Source organism: Burkholderia sp. BCC1985, assembly GCF_905339915.1.
Taxonomy (GTDB): Bacteria; Pseudomonadota; Gammaproteobacteria; order Burkholderiales; family Burkholderiaceae; genus Burkholderia.
The window spans coordinates 1-15,971 of record NZ_CAJPGY010000029.1 but is presented as its reverse complement, the minus strand read 5'-3'; the positions used below and the strand labels follow the sequence as shown (position 1 = coordinate 15,971).

General features: G+C 69.2%; 13 protein-coding genes. 8 read left to right on the top strand and 5 right to left on the bottom strand.

What is annotated here, in order from left to right:
- Positions 1-295 precede the first annotated feature (295 nt).
- From U4Z31_RS25690 to U4Z31_RS25680, 3 genes are all read left to right on the top strand, one after another.
- Complete coding sequence (locus U4Z31_RS25690; RefSeq protein WP_321811768.1) at positions 296-973, top strand: SOS response-associated peptidase family protein; 678 nt, start codon at positions 296-298, stop codon at positions 971-973.
- A 316-nt stretch (positions 974-1,289) separates the two neighbouring features.
- Positions 1,290-2,720: a purine-cytosine permease family protein gene (locus tag U4Z31_RS25685; RefSeq protein ID WP_044844935.1), complete on the top strand. Its 1,431-nt coding sequence runs from the start codon at positions 1,290-1,292 to the stop codon at positions 2,718-2,720.
- Between the two features lie 177 nt (positions 2,721-2,897).
- Complete coding sequence (locus tag U4Z31_RS25680) at positions 2,898-3,956, top strand: porin (RefSeq protein ID WP_321811734.1); 1,059 nt, start codon at positions 2,898-2,900, stop codon at positions 3,954-3,956.
- A 111-nt stretch (positions 3,957-4,067) separates the two neighbouring features.
- Here the strand turns inward: U4Z31_RS25680 and U4Z31_RS25675 are convergent, their stop codons facing one another.
- Entirely contained in the window at positions 4,068-5,024 is a 957-nt protein-coding gene (locus U4Z31_RS25675) for a LysR family transcriptional regulator (RefSeq protein WP_124487628.1), read from the bottom strand.
- A 166-nt stretch (positions 5,025-5,190) separates the two neighbouring features.
- Between U4Z31_RS25675 and U4Z31_RS25670 the strand changes: the two genes are divergently transcribed.
- The 3 genes from U4Z31_RS25670 to U4Z31_RS25660 are packed head-to-tail and all read left to right on the top strand — an operon-like array spanning position 5,191 to position 8,845.
- Entirely contained in the window at positions 5,191-6,501 is a 1,311-nt protein-coding gene (locus U4Z31_RS25670) for an MFS transporter (RefSeq protein WP_321811733.1), read from the top strand.
- 30 nt (positions 6,502-6,531) lie between these two features.
- The gene (locus U4Z31_RS25665) at positions 6,532-7,797 is read left to right on the top strand and encodes a Zn-dependent hydrolase (protein ID WP_321811732.1); all 1,266 of its coding nucleotides are present in this window, start codon (positions 6,532-6,534) and stop codon (positions 7,795-7,797) included.
- Between the two features lie 25 nt (positions 7,798-7,822).
- Positions 7,823-8,845, top strand: a complete 1,023-nt coding sequence (locus tag U4Z31_RS25660) for a histone deacetylase family protein (protein ID WP_044844930.1) — start codon at positions 7,823-7,825, stop codon at positions 8,843-8,845.
- Positions 8,846-9,054: 209 nt separating this feature from the next.
- On the opposite strand, the gene U4Z31_RS25655 is transcribed toward U4Z31_RS25660, so the two are convergent.
- Entirely contained in the window at positions 9,055-10,260 is a 1,206-nt protein-coding gene (locus tag U4Z31_RS25655) for an MFS transporter (RefSeq protein WP_321811731.1), read from the bottom strand.
- Between the two features lie 803 nt (positions 10,261-11,063).
- Complete coding sequence (locus tag U4Z31_RS25650) at positions 11,064-11,975, bottom strand: LysR family transcriptional regulator (RefSeq protein ID WP_321811730.1); 912 nt, start codon at positions 11,973-11,975, stop codon at positions 11,064-11,066.
- A 177-nt stretch (positions 11,976-12,152) separates the two neighbouring features.
- Between U4Z31_RS25650 and U4Z31_RS25645 the strand changes: the two genes are divergently transcribed.
- Positions 12,153-13,073, top strand: coding sequence for a pyridoxal-phosphate dependent enzyme (locus U4Z31_RS25645; protein ID WP_321811767.1), 921 nt, complete (start codon positions 12,153-12,155; stop codon positions 13,071-13,073).
- A gap of 281 nt (positions 13,074-13,354) precedes the next feature.
- On the opposite strand, the gene U4Z31_RS25640 is transcribed toward U4Z31_RS25645, so the two are convergent.
- Complete coding sequence (locus tag U4Z31_RS25640) at positions 13,355-14,569, bottom strand: DUF2242 domain-containing protein (RefSeq protein ID WP_321811729.1); 1,215 nt, start codon at positions 14,567-14,569, stop codon at positions 13,355-13,357.
- Between the two features lie 138 nt (positions 14,570-14,707).
- Positions 14,708-15,601, bottom strand: coding sequence for a LysR family transcriptional regulator (locus U4Z31_RS25635; RefSeq protein ID WP_321811728.1), 894 nt, complete (start codon positions 15,599-15,601; stop codon positions 14,708-14,710).
- 108 nt (positions 15,602-15,709) lie between these two features.
- Between U4Z31_RS25635 and U4Z31_RS25630 the strand changes: the two genes are divergently transcribed.
- Positions 15,710-15,971, top strand: a 262-nt coding sequence (locus U4Z31_RS25630) for a TerC family protein (RefSeq protein WP_415750301.1), incomplete at its 3' end; no start/stop codon positions are given.

Here is a 15,971-nt window from a genome sequence, read left to right as displayed (position 1 = left end):
GTTCGTGCTTCGAATATCCGGATTGCCGACGATCGGTCAAGGCCGACGCCGCGCTCGACGCGCGCCCGGGCGTGCAGGTGATCGGATCGGAACGGTTGGCCTGAACCGCAACCGGCGACGACGTGCCGCCGGCGGCACGGCTGAACGAACGGACGGCCTGCGCCGGCGGTTCGCGCACGACGCCGTCAAGCAGGCCGACCCGTTGCAAGACTGTTTCGTCACACCAGGCAATAGCGGACATGTCGCGTGCAGGCTGACCTACGATGAAGACATCGCGTCCATCGTCTGCCCAACCATGTGCACCCACTACCGCGCCCCCGATGAAGACCCGGGCATCAGCGAGCTGAGGATCGGCATCGGCGATCTGTTCCGCCGCGATCCGTGGGAACCCGACGTATATCCGGACTATGCGGCGCCCATCGCACGTGCCGACGGCGACGGTCTCGCGGTCGTCAGCGCGGTGTTCGGCTTCTGGCCGAAGTTCATGCAGCCCGAGCGTCTCGATGAGCACGGCCGCAAGCGAAGGAAGCTCGATACGGTGAACGCGCGCGCGGAGACGGTCGGTGAGTCGCGACTCTACGGCAACGCCTGGCGCAATGGCCAGCGCTGCCTGATTCCGGCGCGCTGGATCTTCGAGCCGTGCTACGAGACGGGCCGCAACGTGTGGCACCGGATCGGCGTCGACGGCTGGCGACCGTGCTGCGTCGCCGGCCTCTGGCGGCGCTACGAAGCGGCCGACGGCCACGAGCGGATCGGCATGACGATGCTCACGGTCAATGCGGACGATCATCCGGTGTTCGCGCGCATGCATCGGCCCGGCGACGAGAAGCGGGGCGTCGTGATCCTGCGTCGCGACGACTACGACGAGTGGTTGCATGCACGCGACGTCGAAGCCGTGCGGCGCATGCTGACACTCCTTCCTGCCGGCGACATGGTCGCCGCACCCGATCCCGTGTCGCCCGCCGACGGCTGAGCTTTCGTTTTCCATACAATTTTCATGCGCACAACCGACTGCTCCGCAGGTCGGACGTATCCCGTTTTCTCAGACGATTTCCAAAATTCCCGGATTCCGGGTAATCACCGATATCAGCCAAGTTGTATATACAAGATCATCCGCTGGCAATGTCGGCACACGTCGTGCCCGTTGCGCGCCAGCGTGCTGACCGTGCGTGCGTGGCGCATGCCGGCGATCCACGGCGCCCCGCACCCGACGAGCCGAAAGGGCGGCTCGGCACGTTTTCCGTCTCGTCCCAACCATTTGTGATCCTCAGTATCTTGGAGATTTACCCGTGTCAACGAATCCCAGTGGAAAAGCCGGCGGTCTGATCGAGGTACGCTCGATCGATTTCATTCCCGACGCCGAACGCCACGGCGGACTGCTGAGCCAGTTCACGCTGTGGCTGTCCGCGAACATGCAGATCACGGCCATCGTCACGGGCGCGCTGGCGGTCGTGCTCGGCGGCGACGTGTTCTGGTCGCTGGTCGCGCTGCTGCTCGGCCAGTTCATCGGCGGTGCGGTGATGGCGCTGCACGGCGCGCAGGGGCCGCAGCTCGGGTTGCCGCAGATGATCTCGAGCCGCGTGCAGTTCGGCGTCTACGGCGCGATGATCCCGATCGTGCTCGTGTGCCTGATGTACATCGGTTTTTCCGCCAGTGGCTCGGTGCTCGCCGGGCAGGCCGTCGCGCAACTGCTGCACGTCGACGACGCGGCCGGCATCCTGCTGTTCGCGGCCGTGATCGTCGTGCTGACGGTGTTCGGCTATCGCGCGATCCACTTCGTCGGCCGGATCGCGAGCGTGATCGGCATCGTCGCGTTCGTCTACATGTTCACGCAGCTGTTCGCGAACCACGACGTCGGCGCGCTGCTCGCGAACAGGCACTTCTCGCTCGCGAGCTTCCTGCTGTCGATGTCGCTGTCCGCGTCGTGGCAGATCGCGTTCGGCCCGTACGTCGCCGACTACTCGCGCTACCTGCCGCGCTCGACGTCGTCGGTCGCCACGTTCCTCGCGGTCGGCCTCGGCTCGGTGATCGGCGCGCAGGCGGCGATGGTGTTCGGCGTGTTCGCGGCCGCGCTGGCCGGCAGCCAGTTCGCGCACCACGAGGTGTCGTATATCGTCGGCCTCGGCTCGACGGGCGCCGTGGCCGCGCTGCTGTACTTCAGCATCGCGTTCGGCAAGGTGACGGTGACCGCGCTCAACGCGTACGGCAGCTTCATGTCGATGGCGACGATCGTCAGCGGTTTCCGCGGCAAGGGCGCGGTGTCGTCGAAGAGCCGTCTCGTGTACATCTTCGGGATGATCTGCGTGTCGACGCTGATCGCGCTCGCCGGCCGCCATTCGTTCCTGAAGGAATTCACCGCGTTCATCCTGTTCCTGCTCGCGTTCTTCACGCCGTGGAGCGCGATCAACCTGGTCGACTACTACTGCTTCACGCGCTCGCGCTACGACGTGCCCGCGCTGTCCGATCCGGATGGCCGCTATGGCCGCTGGAACGTGATGGCGATCACGATCTACGTGGTCGGCATCCTGGTGCAGCTGCCGTTCATGTCGACGCACATCTACACAGGCCCGCTCGTCGACGCGCTCGGCGGCACCGACATCTCGTGGATCCTCGGCCTCATCGTGCCGGCCGTGCTGTACTACGTCGGCGCGCGTGCGTCGCGGCGCAGCATCCCCGAGCGCCTGATCCTGCCGCTCGAACGCGGCGAGGTTCATCACTGACGCATCGCGTCGTCCGTCGGGCCGGCCTGCAGCCGGCCTGAGCGGCCCGCCGCGCCGAACCGGGCGCGACCGGCAGCCGCGCTGCACCTCACCTTCGTTATCCGCGATGCCGGCATGGCAGACCACCGTGCCCGGCATCGTTCCATTCTCCTTTCATTGAATAGTAGGACTAAGCAGATGAACGCACGAGACAATCGTTCCCGGGCGCGATCGGCGCATGCCGGTCTTCGCATGGCCGTTACGGCCGCATGCCTGGGTGGGTCGGGCGCCGCGCTCGCGCAGGACGGCGTCACGCTGTACGGCGTGATCGACGAATTCGCGCAGTACGTGAATACCGGCAACGGCTACACGGCGGCGATCGGCTCGGGCGGCCAGTGGGGCAGCCGCTTCGGGCTGAAGGGCGGCGAGGACATCGGCGGCGGCCAGAAGATCGAGTTCGCGCTCGAGAACGGCTTCAACCCGAACGACGGTTCGCTGGCAAGCTCGGGCAGCATGTTCAACCGGCAGGCGTGGGTCGGCATCGCGGGGCAGTGGGGCAAGGTGCGTGCGGGCCGCCAGAATTCGCCGCTGTTCAACGACCAGGGCGGGCAGGACGCGTTCGGCGGCGTCACGCAGGCGTCCGGCATGGACAACCTGACCGTGTTCGCGTTCCGCACCAGCAATACGCTGTCGTACCAGAGTCCCGAGATCGCCGGCTTCCAGGCCGGGCTGTATTTCGGATTCGGCGACGCGGGCGGCGTGCGCTCGGCTGGCTCGAGCCAGCAGTTCGACGTGACCTACGAGCACGGGCCGTTCGCGGCATTCGTCGCGGGCCAGTGGCTGAAGAACAAGACCGCGACCACGACCGATCGCACGATCATGGCCGGCGCGTCGTACGCAATCGGCAAGGCGACGGTGTACGGAGGCTTCTCCGCGGTGAAGTGGGCCGACCTCGGGATCGATTCGCGCGTGTACGGGCTGTCGGTCAAGTACCAGCTCAATCCGGCGAACTACGTCGCGCTCGGCTATGCGTACCTGCACGACCAGACGTCGCAGGGCGACAACGCGGACCAGTTCGGGCTGATGTACGAATACGACCTGTCGAAGCGCACGAGCTTCTATGGCGCGCTGTCGTACCTGCGCAACCGCAACCAGGCTAGCTACACGCTCGCCGGCGCGGCGAACCCGGGCCTGCCGCTCGCGTATCCGGGCGCGAATGCGCGCGGCGTGCAGCTCGGCATCGTGCATCGCTTCTGACGGTGCATCGGGCGCCGGGCCGCGCGGGTCGGCGCCTGTTTCCCGTCACGGGTGCGCGCAATCGCGCGCCGGCATGCGTGCGCCCGCATTCGCGCGCCAACATCCGCGCGCTCACATCCCCAGCCGTTCCGCGAGCGAATGACGCTGCATGCAGCGCTCCATCGCGTCGAGGAACGCCTGCTCGGCCGCGTTCATCTTGCGGTCGCGATGCCACAGCAGGAACACGTCGACGTCGACGAGCCCATCGTCCGGCGGCAGGCGCCACAGGCGTTGCTGCGCGATGTCGTCGCGCACGATGTGCTCCGGCAGGCAACCGATGCCGTAACCGGCGAAGATCAGCCGCCGCACTTCCTCGAGGCTCGGCGACGACGCGACGATGCGTCCGGTGAAGCCCTTCTGGTCGCGGAACACGGTGAGCGGCGACAGGCTGTCGCCGATCTGGTCGCTCGTAAACGACACGAAGTTTTCCGCGAGCAGGTCGTCCATCCGCAATTGGGTCTGCCCGAACAGCCGGTGATGGCGGCCGCAGTAGATCGCGTAGCGCTGCCGCAGGAAGCAGCGCATCTCCAGCTTGTCGTGCGGCGTGCGGCACAGGCCGAGCCCGGCGGTGGCTGTCTTCTGCAGCAGCGACGACAGGATGTCCGACGAGCGCATCACCTCGATCTGCAGGTCGATGCGCGGATACGCGCGATGGAAGTCGGCGAGGAATTCGTCGTAGACCGGCGACTCGATGCGGCTCACCGTCAGCAGCCGGATCGAGCCGGTCAGGTCGGCCGTGCTGTCGTCGAGTTCCGTTTCGAGCCGCGACACGCCGCCGTAGATGTCGCTCGCGATCCGGTACACGGCTTCGCCGGCCGGCGTCGGCGCGAAGTGCGCGCCGCGCCGCTCGATCAGCTTGCGCTCGAGGGCCTCCTCGAGCCGCCGCAGCGCCTGGCTCACGGCCGGCTGCGTCACGTGCAGGCGCGCGGCCGCACGGCTCACGCTGCGCTCCTGCATGATCACCAGGTAGGTGCGCAGCAGGTTCCAGTCGAGGCGGTCGTTGAGGAAGGGGGCGAGGTCGGCGCGCATCGGGTCAGTCATTAGCTGAATTTATACGCGAAATAATAACTTGAAATTTGACTAATGATGTGCGGTCGCCGATAAAGGAGGGGCGCCGCACCGTGCGGCGCGAGGCCGCGACAGACGGCCGGCCATCACGATATCGCGCGTGCCGCGGCGCGCGCCAGGAGCCCGCATGACCCAGTCCCTTCCTTCCGCCCGCCAGCCGGCGCGTGCCGCGACGGCCGCGTTCATCGGCACGATGATCGAGTGGTACGACTTCTACATCTACGCGACCGCCGCCGCGCTCGTGTTCGGCGAACTCTATTTCCCGTCGCATGACCGCTTCGTCAGCACGATGGCGTCGTTCGCGACGTTCGCGGTCGGCTTCTTCGCGCGCCCGCTCGGCGGCATCGTGTTCGGCCACCTCGGCGATCGCATTGGCCGCAAGAAGGCGCTGATGACGACGCTGATGATGATGGGCGTCGCGACCGTCTGCGTCGGGCTGCTGCCCGACTATTCGAAGGTCGGCATGCTCGCGCCGGTGCTGCTGGTCGCGCTGCGCGTCGTGCAGGGGATCGCGGTCGGCGGCGAGTGGGGCGGCGCGGTGCTGATGGCGGGCGAACACGCGCCGCAGGGCCGCCGCACCTTCTTCGCGTCGTTCGCGCAGCTCGGCAGCCCGGCCGGGCTGATCCTGTCGCTGGTCGCGTTCCGCGCGGTCACGTCGATGGACAAGGCCGACTTCCTCGCGTGGGGCTGGCGCCTGCCGTTTCTCGCGAGCTCGGTGCTGCTCGTGGTCGGCATCCTGATCCGGCTCGGCGTGAACGAGTCGCCGGAGTTCGCGCGCGTGAAGGAGGCGAACCGTACCGTGAAGCTGCCGGTCGCCGAAGTGTTCCGCTCCGCATCGGGGCTCGTGCTGCTCTGCATCGGCGCGAACACGATCGGGATCGCGGGCGTCTATTTCACGAACACGTTCATGATCGCGTACACGACGCAGTACGTCGGCGTGTCGCGCGCGCTGATCCTCGACAGCCTGTTCGCGGTCGCGATCATCCAGTTCATCGTACAGCCGATCGCCGCGTGGATCGCCGAGCGCATCGGCGGCGCGCGTTTCCTGAAGATCGCCGCGCTGCTCGCGATGCTGTCGCCGTACCCGATGTTCATGCTCGTGCAGGGCGGTACGTCCGCGTCGCTCGTCGCGGGCATCGCGCTCGCGGTCGTCTGCATGGCCGGTTTCTATTCGGTGATCGCCGGCTTCGTGAGCGGCGTGTTTCCCGCGCACGTGCGCTATTCGGCGATCTCGCTCGTTTATCAGATCTGCGGCGCGCTCGCGGGCGGCCTGACGCCGCTCGTCGGCACCTGGCTCGCGCATCGCTTCGCGGGCCAGTGGTGGCCGCTCGCGGTGTTCTACACGGGTCTCGCCGGCGTCTCGCTGCTTTGCATCGTCGCGCTCGACGCGCGCCGCGCGGCCCGGCCGGCCGCCGCCGAAGCGCTCGGCTCGCGCTGAAACTCAACGAACGAATTCATCGGAGTGCAAATGAAAGACCTGCTGGAAATCGACGGTGCCCGCCTGTGGCGCAGCCTGGCCGACATGGCACGCATCGGCGCGACGCCGCGCGGCGGTGTGCGGCGCCTTGCGCTGACCGACGACGATCGGCGCGGGCGCGACCTGTTCGCTCAGTGGTGCCGCGACGCGGGAATGACGGTGAGCGTCGATGCGGTCGGCAACCTGTTCGCGCGGCGCGCCGGCACCGATGCGCAGGCCGCGCCGGTGCTGATCGGCAGCCATCTCGACACGCAGCCCGAAGGCGGGCGCTTCGACGGCGTGTACGGCGTGCTCGCCGCGCTGGAGCTCGTGCGCACGCTGAACGATGCGGGCATCGCGACCGACAAGCCGCTCGAGATCGTGTCGTGGACCAACGAGGAAGGCGCGCGTTTCGCCCCGGCGATGCTCGGCTCGGCGGTGTTCACGGGTGCGTTGCCGCTCGACGACGCGCTCGCGAAGCAGGATGCCGACGGTGTCACGCTCGGCGCCGCGCTGGACGCATGCGGCTACCGCGGCACGCGCGCGCCGGGCGGCGCGCTCGACGCGTATTTCGAAGCGCATATCGAACAGGGCCCGGTGCTCGAGGCGAACGGCACGACGATCGGCGTCGTCACGGGCGGGCAGGCGATCCGCTGGCTCGACGTGAGCGTGACGGGCGTGGCCGCGCATGCGGGCACGACGCCGATGCCGTATCGCAAGGACGCGTATTTCGCGAGTGCGCAGATCGCACTCGAACTGGAACGGATCGTCGCGGGCTACGCGCCGCGCGGGCTCGCGACGATCGGGCAGGTCGGCATCCGCAACGCGTCGCGCAACACGATCGCAGGCGACGTGACGTTCACGGTCGACCTGCGCCATCACGACGATGCGCAGGTCGATGCGATGGAGCGCGACCTGCGCGATGCCTGCGCGCGCGTGGCCGCCGCGCGCGGCGTTCAGGTGTCGATCGAGACCTGCTGGCGCAGCCCGGCGACGCCGTTCGACCGCGCCTGCGTCGAACTGGTCGCGCAGGCGGCGGACGCATTCGGCTACACGAACGAGCGGATCGTCAGCGGCGCCGGTCACGACGCGATCCTGCTCGCGCGCCGCGTGCCGACCGCGATGGTGTTCATCCCGTGCGTCGACGGGCTGTCGCACAACGAGGCCGAAGACGCGTTGCCCGACGACGTGACGCGCGGCACGAACGTGCTGCTCAACGCGGTGCTCGCGCGAGCGGGCGTCGCGACGCGCGTGGCCGCGGCCGCGCACGACGCATGACACGGCGAATCGACGAGGACCCACGATGAAAACCTATTTCCACCCCGAACAGTTGCTGCACCATCCGCGCACCTACCTGTCGCGCGGCAGGATGCGCGAGCCGCAGGAGGTGCCCGAGCGCGCGGCGCGGCTGGTCGCGGCGGTGCATGCGCTCGACTTCGACGTGCGCGAGCCGGCCGACCGCGGCACCGCGCCGATCGCGGCCGTGCACGACATGAACTACCTGCGTTTTCTCGAGGAAGCGCATCGCGACTGGAAGCGGATGCCCGACGACTGGGGCGACGAAGTGATGTCGAACGTGTTCGTGCGCGACCCGAACCCGCTGCGCGGCGTGCTCGCGAAGGCCGCGCGCTATCTCGCCGACGGCAGTTGCCCGGTCGGCGCGAACACGTGGCGCGCCGCGTACTGGTCCGCGCAGAGCGCGCTCGCGGCCGCGTCGGACGTGAACGACGGCGCGCGCGATGCGTACGCACTGTGCCGGCCGCCCGGCCATCACGCGCGCCGCGATGCGGCCGGCGGCTTCTGCTACCTGAACAATGCGGCGATCGCCGCGCAGGCGCTGCTCGGCCGCCATCGCCGGGTCGCGATCCTCGACACCGACATGCATCACGGGCAGGGCGTGCAGGAGATCTTCTACGGCCGCGACGACGTGCTGTACGTATCGATCCATGGCGACCCGACCAATTTCTATCCGGTCGTCGCCGGTTACGAGGACGAGACGGGCGCGGGCGCCGGCGACGGCTACAACCTGAACCTGCCGATGCCGCACGGCGCGCCCGAGTCGGCGTTCTTCGAGCGGCTCGACGACGCGCTGCGCGCGCTCGCGCGGTTCCAGCCCGACGCGCTCGTGCTCGCGCTCGGCTTCGACATCTACAAGGACGACCCGCAATCGCAGGTGGCCGTCACGACCGACGGGTTCGGCCGGCTCGGCGGCGCGATCGGTGCGCTCGGCTTGCCGACGGTGATCGTGCAGGAAGGCGGCTATCACCTCGAGAGCCTCGACGTGAATGCGCGCGCGTTCTTCGGCGGGTTCGCCGGCGCGCGCTGAGGCGCTGAGGCGCTGAGACGTCGATACGTCGATACGTCGATACGTCGGTACGTCGATGCGTCGATGCGTCGGTACGTCGAAACGTCGAAACGTCGAAGCGGCGGCGCGCGATGCGCAGGCCTTCAACGAAAATGCCCGCACCGGAATCTCGGCGCGGGCATTTCTCAATCGCGGTGCCGCGTATCGGCACCACGCGGATCACCGGGCGCTCACGAATTCGCGGCGACCGGCGCGCGGCGGCGCTGGATCATCTGCAGCGCGACGAGCGCGAGCCCCGCCGCCGCGATCAGCCCGCCGACGAGCGGCACCGCCGCGTAGCCGAAGCCGGCCGAGATCGCCGCGCCGCCCGCTGCCGCGCCGACTGCGTTGCCGAGGTTGAACGCGCCGATGTTGACGGCCGAAGCGAGGCCCGGGGCTTCGTGTGCGGCACGCATCACGCGCATCTGCAGCGGCGGGACCACCGCGAACGTCGCGACACCCCAGACCAGCAGCGTGACCGCGGCGCCGGCATGGGTGCGCGCGAGCAGCGGGAACGCGGCCATCGTCACGATCAGCAGCACCAGGAAGCCGATCAGCGTGCCGTCGAGCGAGCGGTCGGCGAGGCGGCCGCCGGCGATGTTGCCGATCGAGAAGCCGACGCCGATCAGCACGAGCATCGCGGTGACGAAGCCGGGCGTCGCGCCGGTCAGGTGTTCGAGCGTCGGGGCAACATACGTGTACAGCGTGAACATCGCGCCGGCGCCGAGCACCGTGGTCCCGAGCGCGCCGAGCACGACCGGGCGCGTCAGCACCGACAGTTCGGCACGCAGGTTGGGCATCCTGCCGGCTGCGCCCTTCGGCAGCGCGGCGAACAGGCCGGCGATCGCGATCAGGCCGAGCACGGCGGTCGCCGCGAACGACATGCGCCAGCCGATCATCTGGCCGAGCCAGGTCGCGGCCGGCACGCCGCCGACGTTCGCGATCGTGAGGCCCATGAACATCGTCGCGACCGCGCTGGCCTGCCTTTCGCGCGGCACGAGGCTGGCCGCGACCACCGAGCCGAGCCCGAAGAACGCGCCGTGGTTCAGGCTCGTGACGAGTCGCGCGAGCAGCAGCGTCGTGTAGTCCGGCGCGATGGCCGACAGCAGGTTGCCGATCGTGAAGATCGACATCAGCGCGATCAGCGCCGAGCGGCGCGACCAGCGCGCGAGCAGCAGCGTCATCAGCGGCGCGCCGACCATCACGCCGATCGCATACGCGCTGATCAGCATGCCGGCCTGCGGAATCGACACGTGCACGCCGTCGGCGATCACGGGCAAGAGGCCCATCGGCGAGAACTCGGTCGTGCCGATGCCGAATGCACCGGCGGCGAGCGCCAGCAGCGGCAGCGCGGCGCTGCCGCCCGGGCGGGAAGGGGAAGAAGTCGTGGTGTTCACGCGATGCGCTCCGGTAAGCATGGGGCAACGGCACCGGGCCGTTGTGGACAGGGTGAAGTGTGCCTGCGTTACTTTTGCGGAAAAAGCCGTGCTCGGGCGAAATTATCTTGATTTCATGTCAACAATGCGCGATTGGGGCTGCACGCGCGTACGGCCCGCCGCGCGGGGCTTCCCGCGATGCGACGGCCGGCCGCCGGCCGTGCGGACGATCGAACCGTATCCGGAGCAAGGTTTTCGTCGTTGGACGGAACGCGGTGTCCGGGCGGATGCGCGATCCGCTTGAGCGTCGCGCTCGATACGCGGCGGGTGTTCGACGTGATGCGGGCGGCAGGCGGGGCTGGCGGGGGCGGGCCGGCGCGCGGCGTCGTCAGGCCGGTCGGGCGACGGGCCGCACAGCCGGCGGGCACGGCGCGAGCGCGTCATCCTTCCCGCCAACCCACCCTTTGCCGGCGCGGCTTGCCGCCCAAAAAAATCCCCGGTCACAGGGGGACCGTGACCGGGGCGGAAAGGCATCCTCTCTTTGGCACGAGGGTGGATGCGGGCGCAGTATATTTCGGTGCATAACGTTTCGAAGTGACGTTAAACGGCCCTTTTTGGCGTCAATTTGAAAATTCCGGCGTGATGGCGTCGATCGTCACCCATTCGAAAGAGTTGTCGTGCACTCGGACGGACGTTCCGGGTGGGCGATGACGCTAATACCGGCCGTCGTCCGAAGCGACTGCGCGCAGACGCCCGAATCCGCTGCCGCGCGCCGAGGCGAAATCCGTCGGCGTCGCGCGGGTCGCGCATGCTAGGCCGGTCGGTCAGTCCGCCCGTCCGGCCGCGTCGCGCACCGCCTCGAGAAACCGCGCGACGACGGGCGAAGCCGGCGCCGCCGCACCGTCGAACACGAACTCGATGTCGAAGCGGCTCGCGAGTTCGTCGAGTGCGACAAGCCGGACCGTGCGCGGGCACGTCGGCGACGCGCTTTCCGGCACGAATGCGCAGCCCATGCCGGCCGCGACGAGACCGATCAGCGTCGGGATGTCGCTGCCGACCTGCGCGATGCGCGGCGTGAAACCGGCCCGGTCGCACTGGGCCATCAGGAAGCGGTGGTGCGCGGCGGAGCGCTGCGCGTCGAACCAGACGAACGGTTCGTGCGCGACGTCGGCGAGCGTGCGCGGCGCGTGGAAGCGGCCGCCGGGCGGCGCGGGCATCGCGAGCACGAAGCGGTCGCTCAGCAGCCGCACGCCCGACAGATGCGGCGCCTCGTCGCGGCGCCACGCCATGATGCCGCCGTCGAGCTGGCCGCGCATCAGCGCCGCCGCCTGTTCGGCCGACAGCATCGGCGCGATCGACAGCTTCACGTCCGGACACGCGTCGCGAAACGCCTTCAGCACGTTCGCGACGACCGGCAGCGGCAGACAGTTCGGCAGCGCGCCGAGGCGCAGTTCGCCGAGCTGGCCGGCCGCGCTGCGCAACGCGCGTTCGCGGCTGTCCTGCAATGTCGCGAGCAGGCCGGTGGCATCCTGCAGGAAACTCGCGCCGGCCGCCGTGAGCGTGACGCCCGTCGCGCGGCGGATCAGCAGCGGCGTGCCGATCGCATCCTCGAGCTCGCGGATCTGCCGCGACAGCGCAGGCTGGACGATGCCGGCCGCGCGCGCGCCGGCCATCACGCTGCCGGCTTGCGCGACGGCCACGAAGTAACGCAGGTGACGCAGTTCGATCTGGCGCATGCGGTGTCGGCTCCGGTGTTCGGTCTCGATTCGGTGGATATGCCTGTCAAGCATAGCAAGTGCCATCCGATGGTATTGGAAAGCATGGCGGGCGTGCCGTACGATGGTCGTCGTTGCCGGGCCGGTTCACTGGCCCGTGCGTTCTCCTTGCCCCGATTCCCGACCGTGTCCCGCACCATGCCGCTTCATATCCAGACCCCCTATATCCGCTCGCAAATCGCGTCGCGCCGTCTCGGCAAGAACATCCGGCTGAAGCTCGACGCGCTGCAGCCGTCCGGCTCGTTCAAATTGCGCGGCATCGGCGCGGCGTGCGAAGCGCGGCATGCGGCCGGCGCGCACCGGTTCGTGTCGTCGTCGGGTGGCAATGCGGGCATCGCGGTCGCGTATTGCGGCCGCGAACTCGGTGTGCCGGTGCTCGTCGTCGTGCCGGAAACCGCGTCGGCCCGCGCGCGCGAGCTGATCCGCGTCGAGGGGGCGGAGGTGGTCGTGCACGGTGCGAGCTGGGCCGAGGCGAATGCGTTCGCGCTGTCGACCGTCGGTACGCAGGACGCGTTCGTGCATCCGTTCGACGACCCGGTGCTGTGGCAAGGGCACGCGACGATGATCGACGAGATGGCGGCGGTCGGCCCGAAGCCCGACGTGGTCGTGCTGGCGGTCGGCGGCGGCGGGCTGCTGTGCGGCGTGCTCGAGGGGCTCGCGCGCAACGGCTGGCACGACGTGCCGGTCGTCGCGGTCGGGACGGAAGGCGCCGACAGCTACGCGCGTTCGGTCGCGCACGGACACCCGGTCGAATTGCCGGCGATCACGAGCATCGCGACGTCGCTCGGCGCGAAGCGGCCGTGCGACGCGGCGCTCGAATGGGCGAAGCGGCACGCGATCCATCCGGTCGTCGTGTCGGATGCGCAGGCGGTGGCTGCGTCGCTGCGGTTCCTGGACGAGCACCGGATCGTCGTCGAGCCGGCGTGCGGTGCTGCGCTGGCCGCGCTCGAAGAACCGGTGCCGGTGCTGGCTTCGGCGTCGGAGATCGCGGTGATCGTGTGCGGCGGTGTGACGGCGACGGCCGAGCAGATGCGGACGCTGAACGCGACGCTGCGGTAACGCGCTCGGGCATGTGACGCAGCGCAGCCGGATCGTGATGCGGACGAAGACGTCGCGGTGAAGTGACGGCGAAGTGACGGCGGGGCGGGACCGATCGCGGGCATCCGCGGAATCGGGGGCGTGTCGTCTGTCGCGACGGGCTGTTTCCGCTCGCGGGTTACGTCACGCCGGGCGCGCGCAGCCAGTGGCCGGGGGCAAGATCTTCTCGCCGGAGGGTGACGGGCCGGGGATCGGCCGGCGCACCGCGCACACGGTGCACGGCGCGGCGAGGGCGCGCGCGGTCAGTTCGCGGACGGCGCGCTGGCGCCGGTCGGCGCGGACGACGCGACGGGGTCGGCAGCAGCGGGTGCGGACGTCTTGCCTGCCGGCGTCAGAGCAGCGTTCGAGGGCGTCGGCGCGGACGCCGCCGGCACAGGCACGGACGATGCCGCCGTGGTAGCGGCAGACGTCGACGTGGCCGGCGTCGAAGCGGACGTAGGCGCCGAAGCGGAAGTGGGCGTCGAAGCTGAAGCGGCTGCGGAGGCTGACGCGGGCGTCGAAGCCGAGGTGGGCGCCGAGGTCTTAGCAGGTACCGCAGCCGAAGCAGGCGCCGAAGCCCGCGCCGAGGCCGAAGCTTGTGCCGAACCCGAACCCGAACCCGAACCCGAACCCGAACCCGAACCCGGCGCGGCACCCGCCGCAGCCCCCGAACCCACTCCGGCTCCCAACCCCGACCCGACGGCCCGCATCGTCCCCGGCGCGACCACGGCCGATGCCGCAGCAGGCACGCCCGGCACGACCGACGTGCCCGACGTCGGCGCGACACTCGGAACGGACAGCGGCACCGGCGCCGCCGGCGGCGTCGGCACGACCGGCGTCGTCATCTTCATCGGCTCGCCCTGCGGCGTCGGCGCAGGCTCGGGCAGCGGCGTCACGGGCTCCTTCTCGGCCGCCTTCACGGTCGCGCGATCGCGGCGGGCCGGATCGATCTTCAGGAAATGCTCGACGAGATTGAAGAAGCGCTCGTAGAACACGCCGGCGGGAATCGTCTCGCTCGCGGTCTTCACGAGCGCGTCGTCACTCGACCCGATCGGCAGCGACAGCGAACCGAACACGCTGAGCCCGACGCTCGCCGACGTATTCGACTTCTTCAGCGTGTAGCGGTCCTGCACCGCGTTCACGTACGCGATGCTCGACGAGCCGTCGGCAGTCGCGTCCGCGCACACGACGTGAAACTCGATCACGACGTGCATGTCGTTGCTCGGCTGGAAATTCTTGCTGCCGTCGACCGCGTCGTTGCGCGACGACGACACGACATAACCCTGGCTCAGCAGCGCGCGCCGCGCGGCCTCGCAGGACGCGTCGGATTTCGAGTGGAACGTGTGCGCATACGGGCTGCTCGTCGCGTCGAACTGCTCCTGCTGGTAGATCGGCTTGGGTGGCGACGAGCACGCCGCCAGCACGGTCGCGGCCGCGAGCGCGCACGAAACGGAAAACAGGCGAAATCGGTTGTGCATGGCGTCTTTCAATAGGCTCGGCGAGATGCCGCGCGGGGCTGCGGGCGCAACGCACGCGGCGGCGGGGCCGGTGCGATGCGCGTGGCAATCTCGTATGGCCGGGGCGTCATTATAGTTTCGTTTGATGTCGCGCTCGCTTCAGCCGGCCGGCGCCGGCCGCGCGGCGGCGAGCAAGCGCGACGCCAGCGGGTGGTGTTCGCCGCGCCGCGAGCGGATCGCATGGATCTCCTCGGTCACGTCGCCCGCGCGGCCGAGCCGGCGCAGCCCGCGCAGCAGCGATGCGTCGGTCGCGCCGAGTTCGCTGAGCGGAAACACGCCGAGGCCGCGCGCCGCGAACACGGCCATCAGCGCGCTGTCCTCGAATTCGCCAGCGATGCGGGGCACGATCCGTTCCCGCTCCAGCCACAGGTCGAGGCGCGCGCGCAGCGCCGAGTGGGCGGTCGGCAGCAGCACCGGCAGCTCGGCGAGGCACGCCGGAAAGCGCTGTCGCGCGGCCGGCGTGACGAGCTCTGCGGGCCCGTACCAGTCGACCGGCGACGCGACGAGCCGCTCGCTCGTCACGCGCAGGTTCGACCCCGACGGCGCGCCCTGGCCGGCCAGCACGAGGTCGAGGTGATGGAGCGCGAGTTCCGCGAGCAGCGCGTCGTGCTCGCCCTCGTGGCACAGCAGCCGCAGCGTGGGCGTGTCGAGCACCGGCGCGAGGAGCGCATGCGCGGCGAGCTTCGAGATCCCGTCCGCGAGGCCGACCGCGAGCCGCACGGTCGGCTGGCTGGCCGCCGCGCGCACTTCGTCGGGAATCAGCCGGCCCATCTCGAAGATGGCCTCCGCACGCGCATACGCGGCCTGGCCCGCGTCGGTCATCGCGACACCGCGCCCGGCCGGGCGCAGCAACTGGTGGCCGAGCGACTTTTCCAGCTCGCGGACCTGCGCGCTGATCGTCTGCACGGCCATGTCGAGCCGCTCGGCGGCCCGCGCGAAGCCGCCTTCCTTCACGACGACCCAGAAATAGTACAGATGGCGGAAATTCAGCATCGGATCGTTATTTCGTAAAAACCGAACCAAAGATCAGATTCTCTCTGATTTTTACGAAATCGTGCGCCACCTATCATCGGGCTTTCCACCTTCGAATCGGCCCTTTTCATGGACTCCCTGCTGACGCTTGCCGCCGACCCCGCCGTCTGGGCCGCGCTCCTGACGCTCGTCGTGATGGAAGTCGTGCTCGGCATCGACAACCTGATCTTCATCTCGATCCTCAGCAACAAGCTGCCCGAAGCGCAGCGCGCCCGCACGCAGCGCCTCGGCATCGCGCTCGCGCTCGTGATGCGCCTCGCGCTGCTCGGCAGCGTCGCGTGGATCGCGAGCCTGACCGAACCTGTGTTCACGCTGTTCGATCACGCGTTCT

Coding starts and splice junctions, on each gene's coding strand:
- U4Z31_RS25690 (WP_321811768.1), top strand. CDS start 296: ATGTGCACCCACTACCGCGCCCCCGATGAAGACCCGGGCATCAGCGAG.
- U4Z31_RS25680 (WP_321811734.1), top strand. CDS start 2,898: ATGAACGCACGAGACAATCGTTCCCGGGCGCGATCGGCGCATGCCGGT.
- U4Z31_RS25675 (WP_124487628.1), bottom strand. CDS start 5,024: ATGCGCGCCGACCTCGCCCCCTTCCTCAACGACCGCCTCGACTGGAAC.
- U4Z31_RS25670 (WP_321811733.1), top strand. CDS start 5,191: ATGACCCAGTCCCTTCCTTCCGCCCGCCAGCCGGCGCGTGCCGCGACG.
- U4Z31_RS25665 (WP_321811732.1), top strand. CDS start 6,532: ATGAAAGACCTGCTGGAAATCGACGGTGCCCGCCTGTGGCGCAGCCTG.
- U4Z31_RS25660 (WP_044844930.1), top strand. CDS start 7,823: ATGAAAACCTATTTCCACCCCGAACAGTTGCTGCACCATCCGCGCACC.
- U4Z31_RS25650 (WP_321811730.1), bottom strand. CDS start 11,975: ATGCGCCAGATCGAACTGCGTCACCTGCGTTACTTCGTGGCCGTCGCG.
- U4Z31_RS25645 (WP_321811767.1), top strand. CDS start 12,153: ATGCCGCTTCATATCCAGACCCCCTATATCCGCTCGCAAATCGCGTCG.
- U4Z31_RS25640 (WP_321811729.1), bottom strand. CDS start 14,569: ATGCACAACCGATTTCGCCTGTTTTCCGTTTCGTGCGCGCTCGCGGCC.
- U4Z31_RS25635 (WP_321811728.1), bottom strand. CDS start 15,601: ATGCTGAATTTCCGCCATCTGTACTATTTCTGGGTCGTCGTGAAGGAA.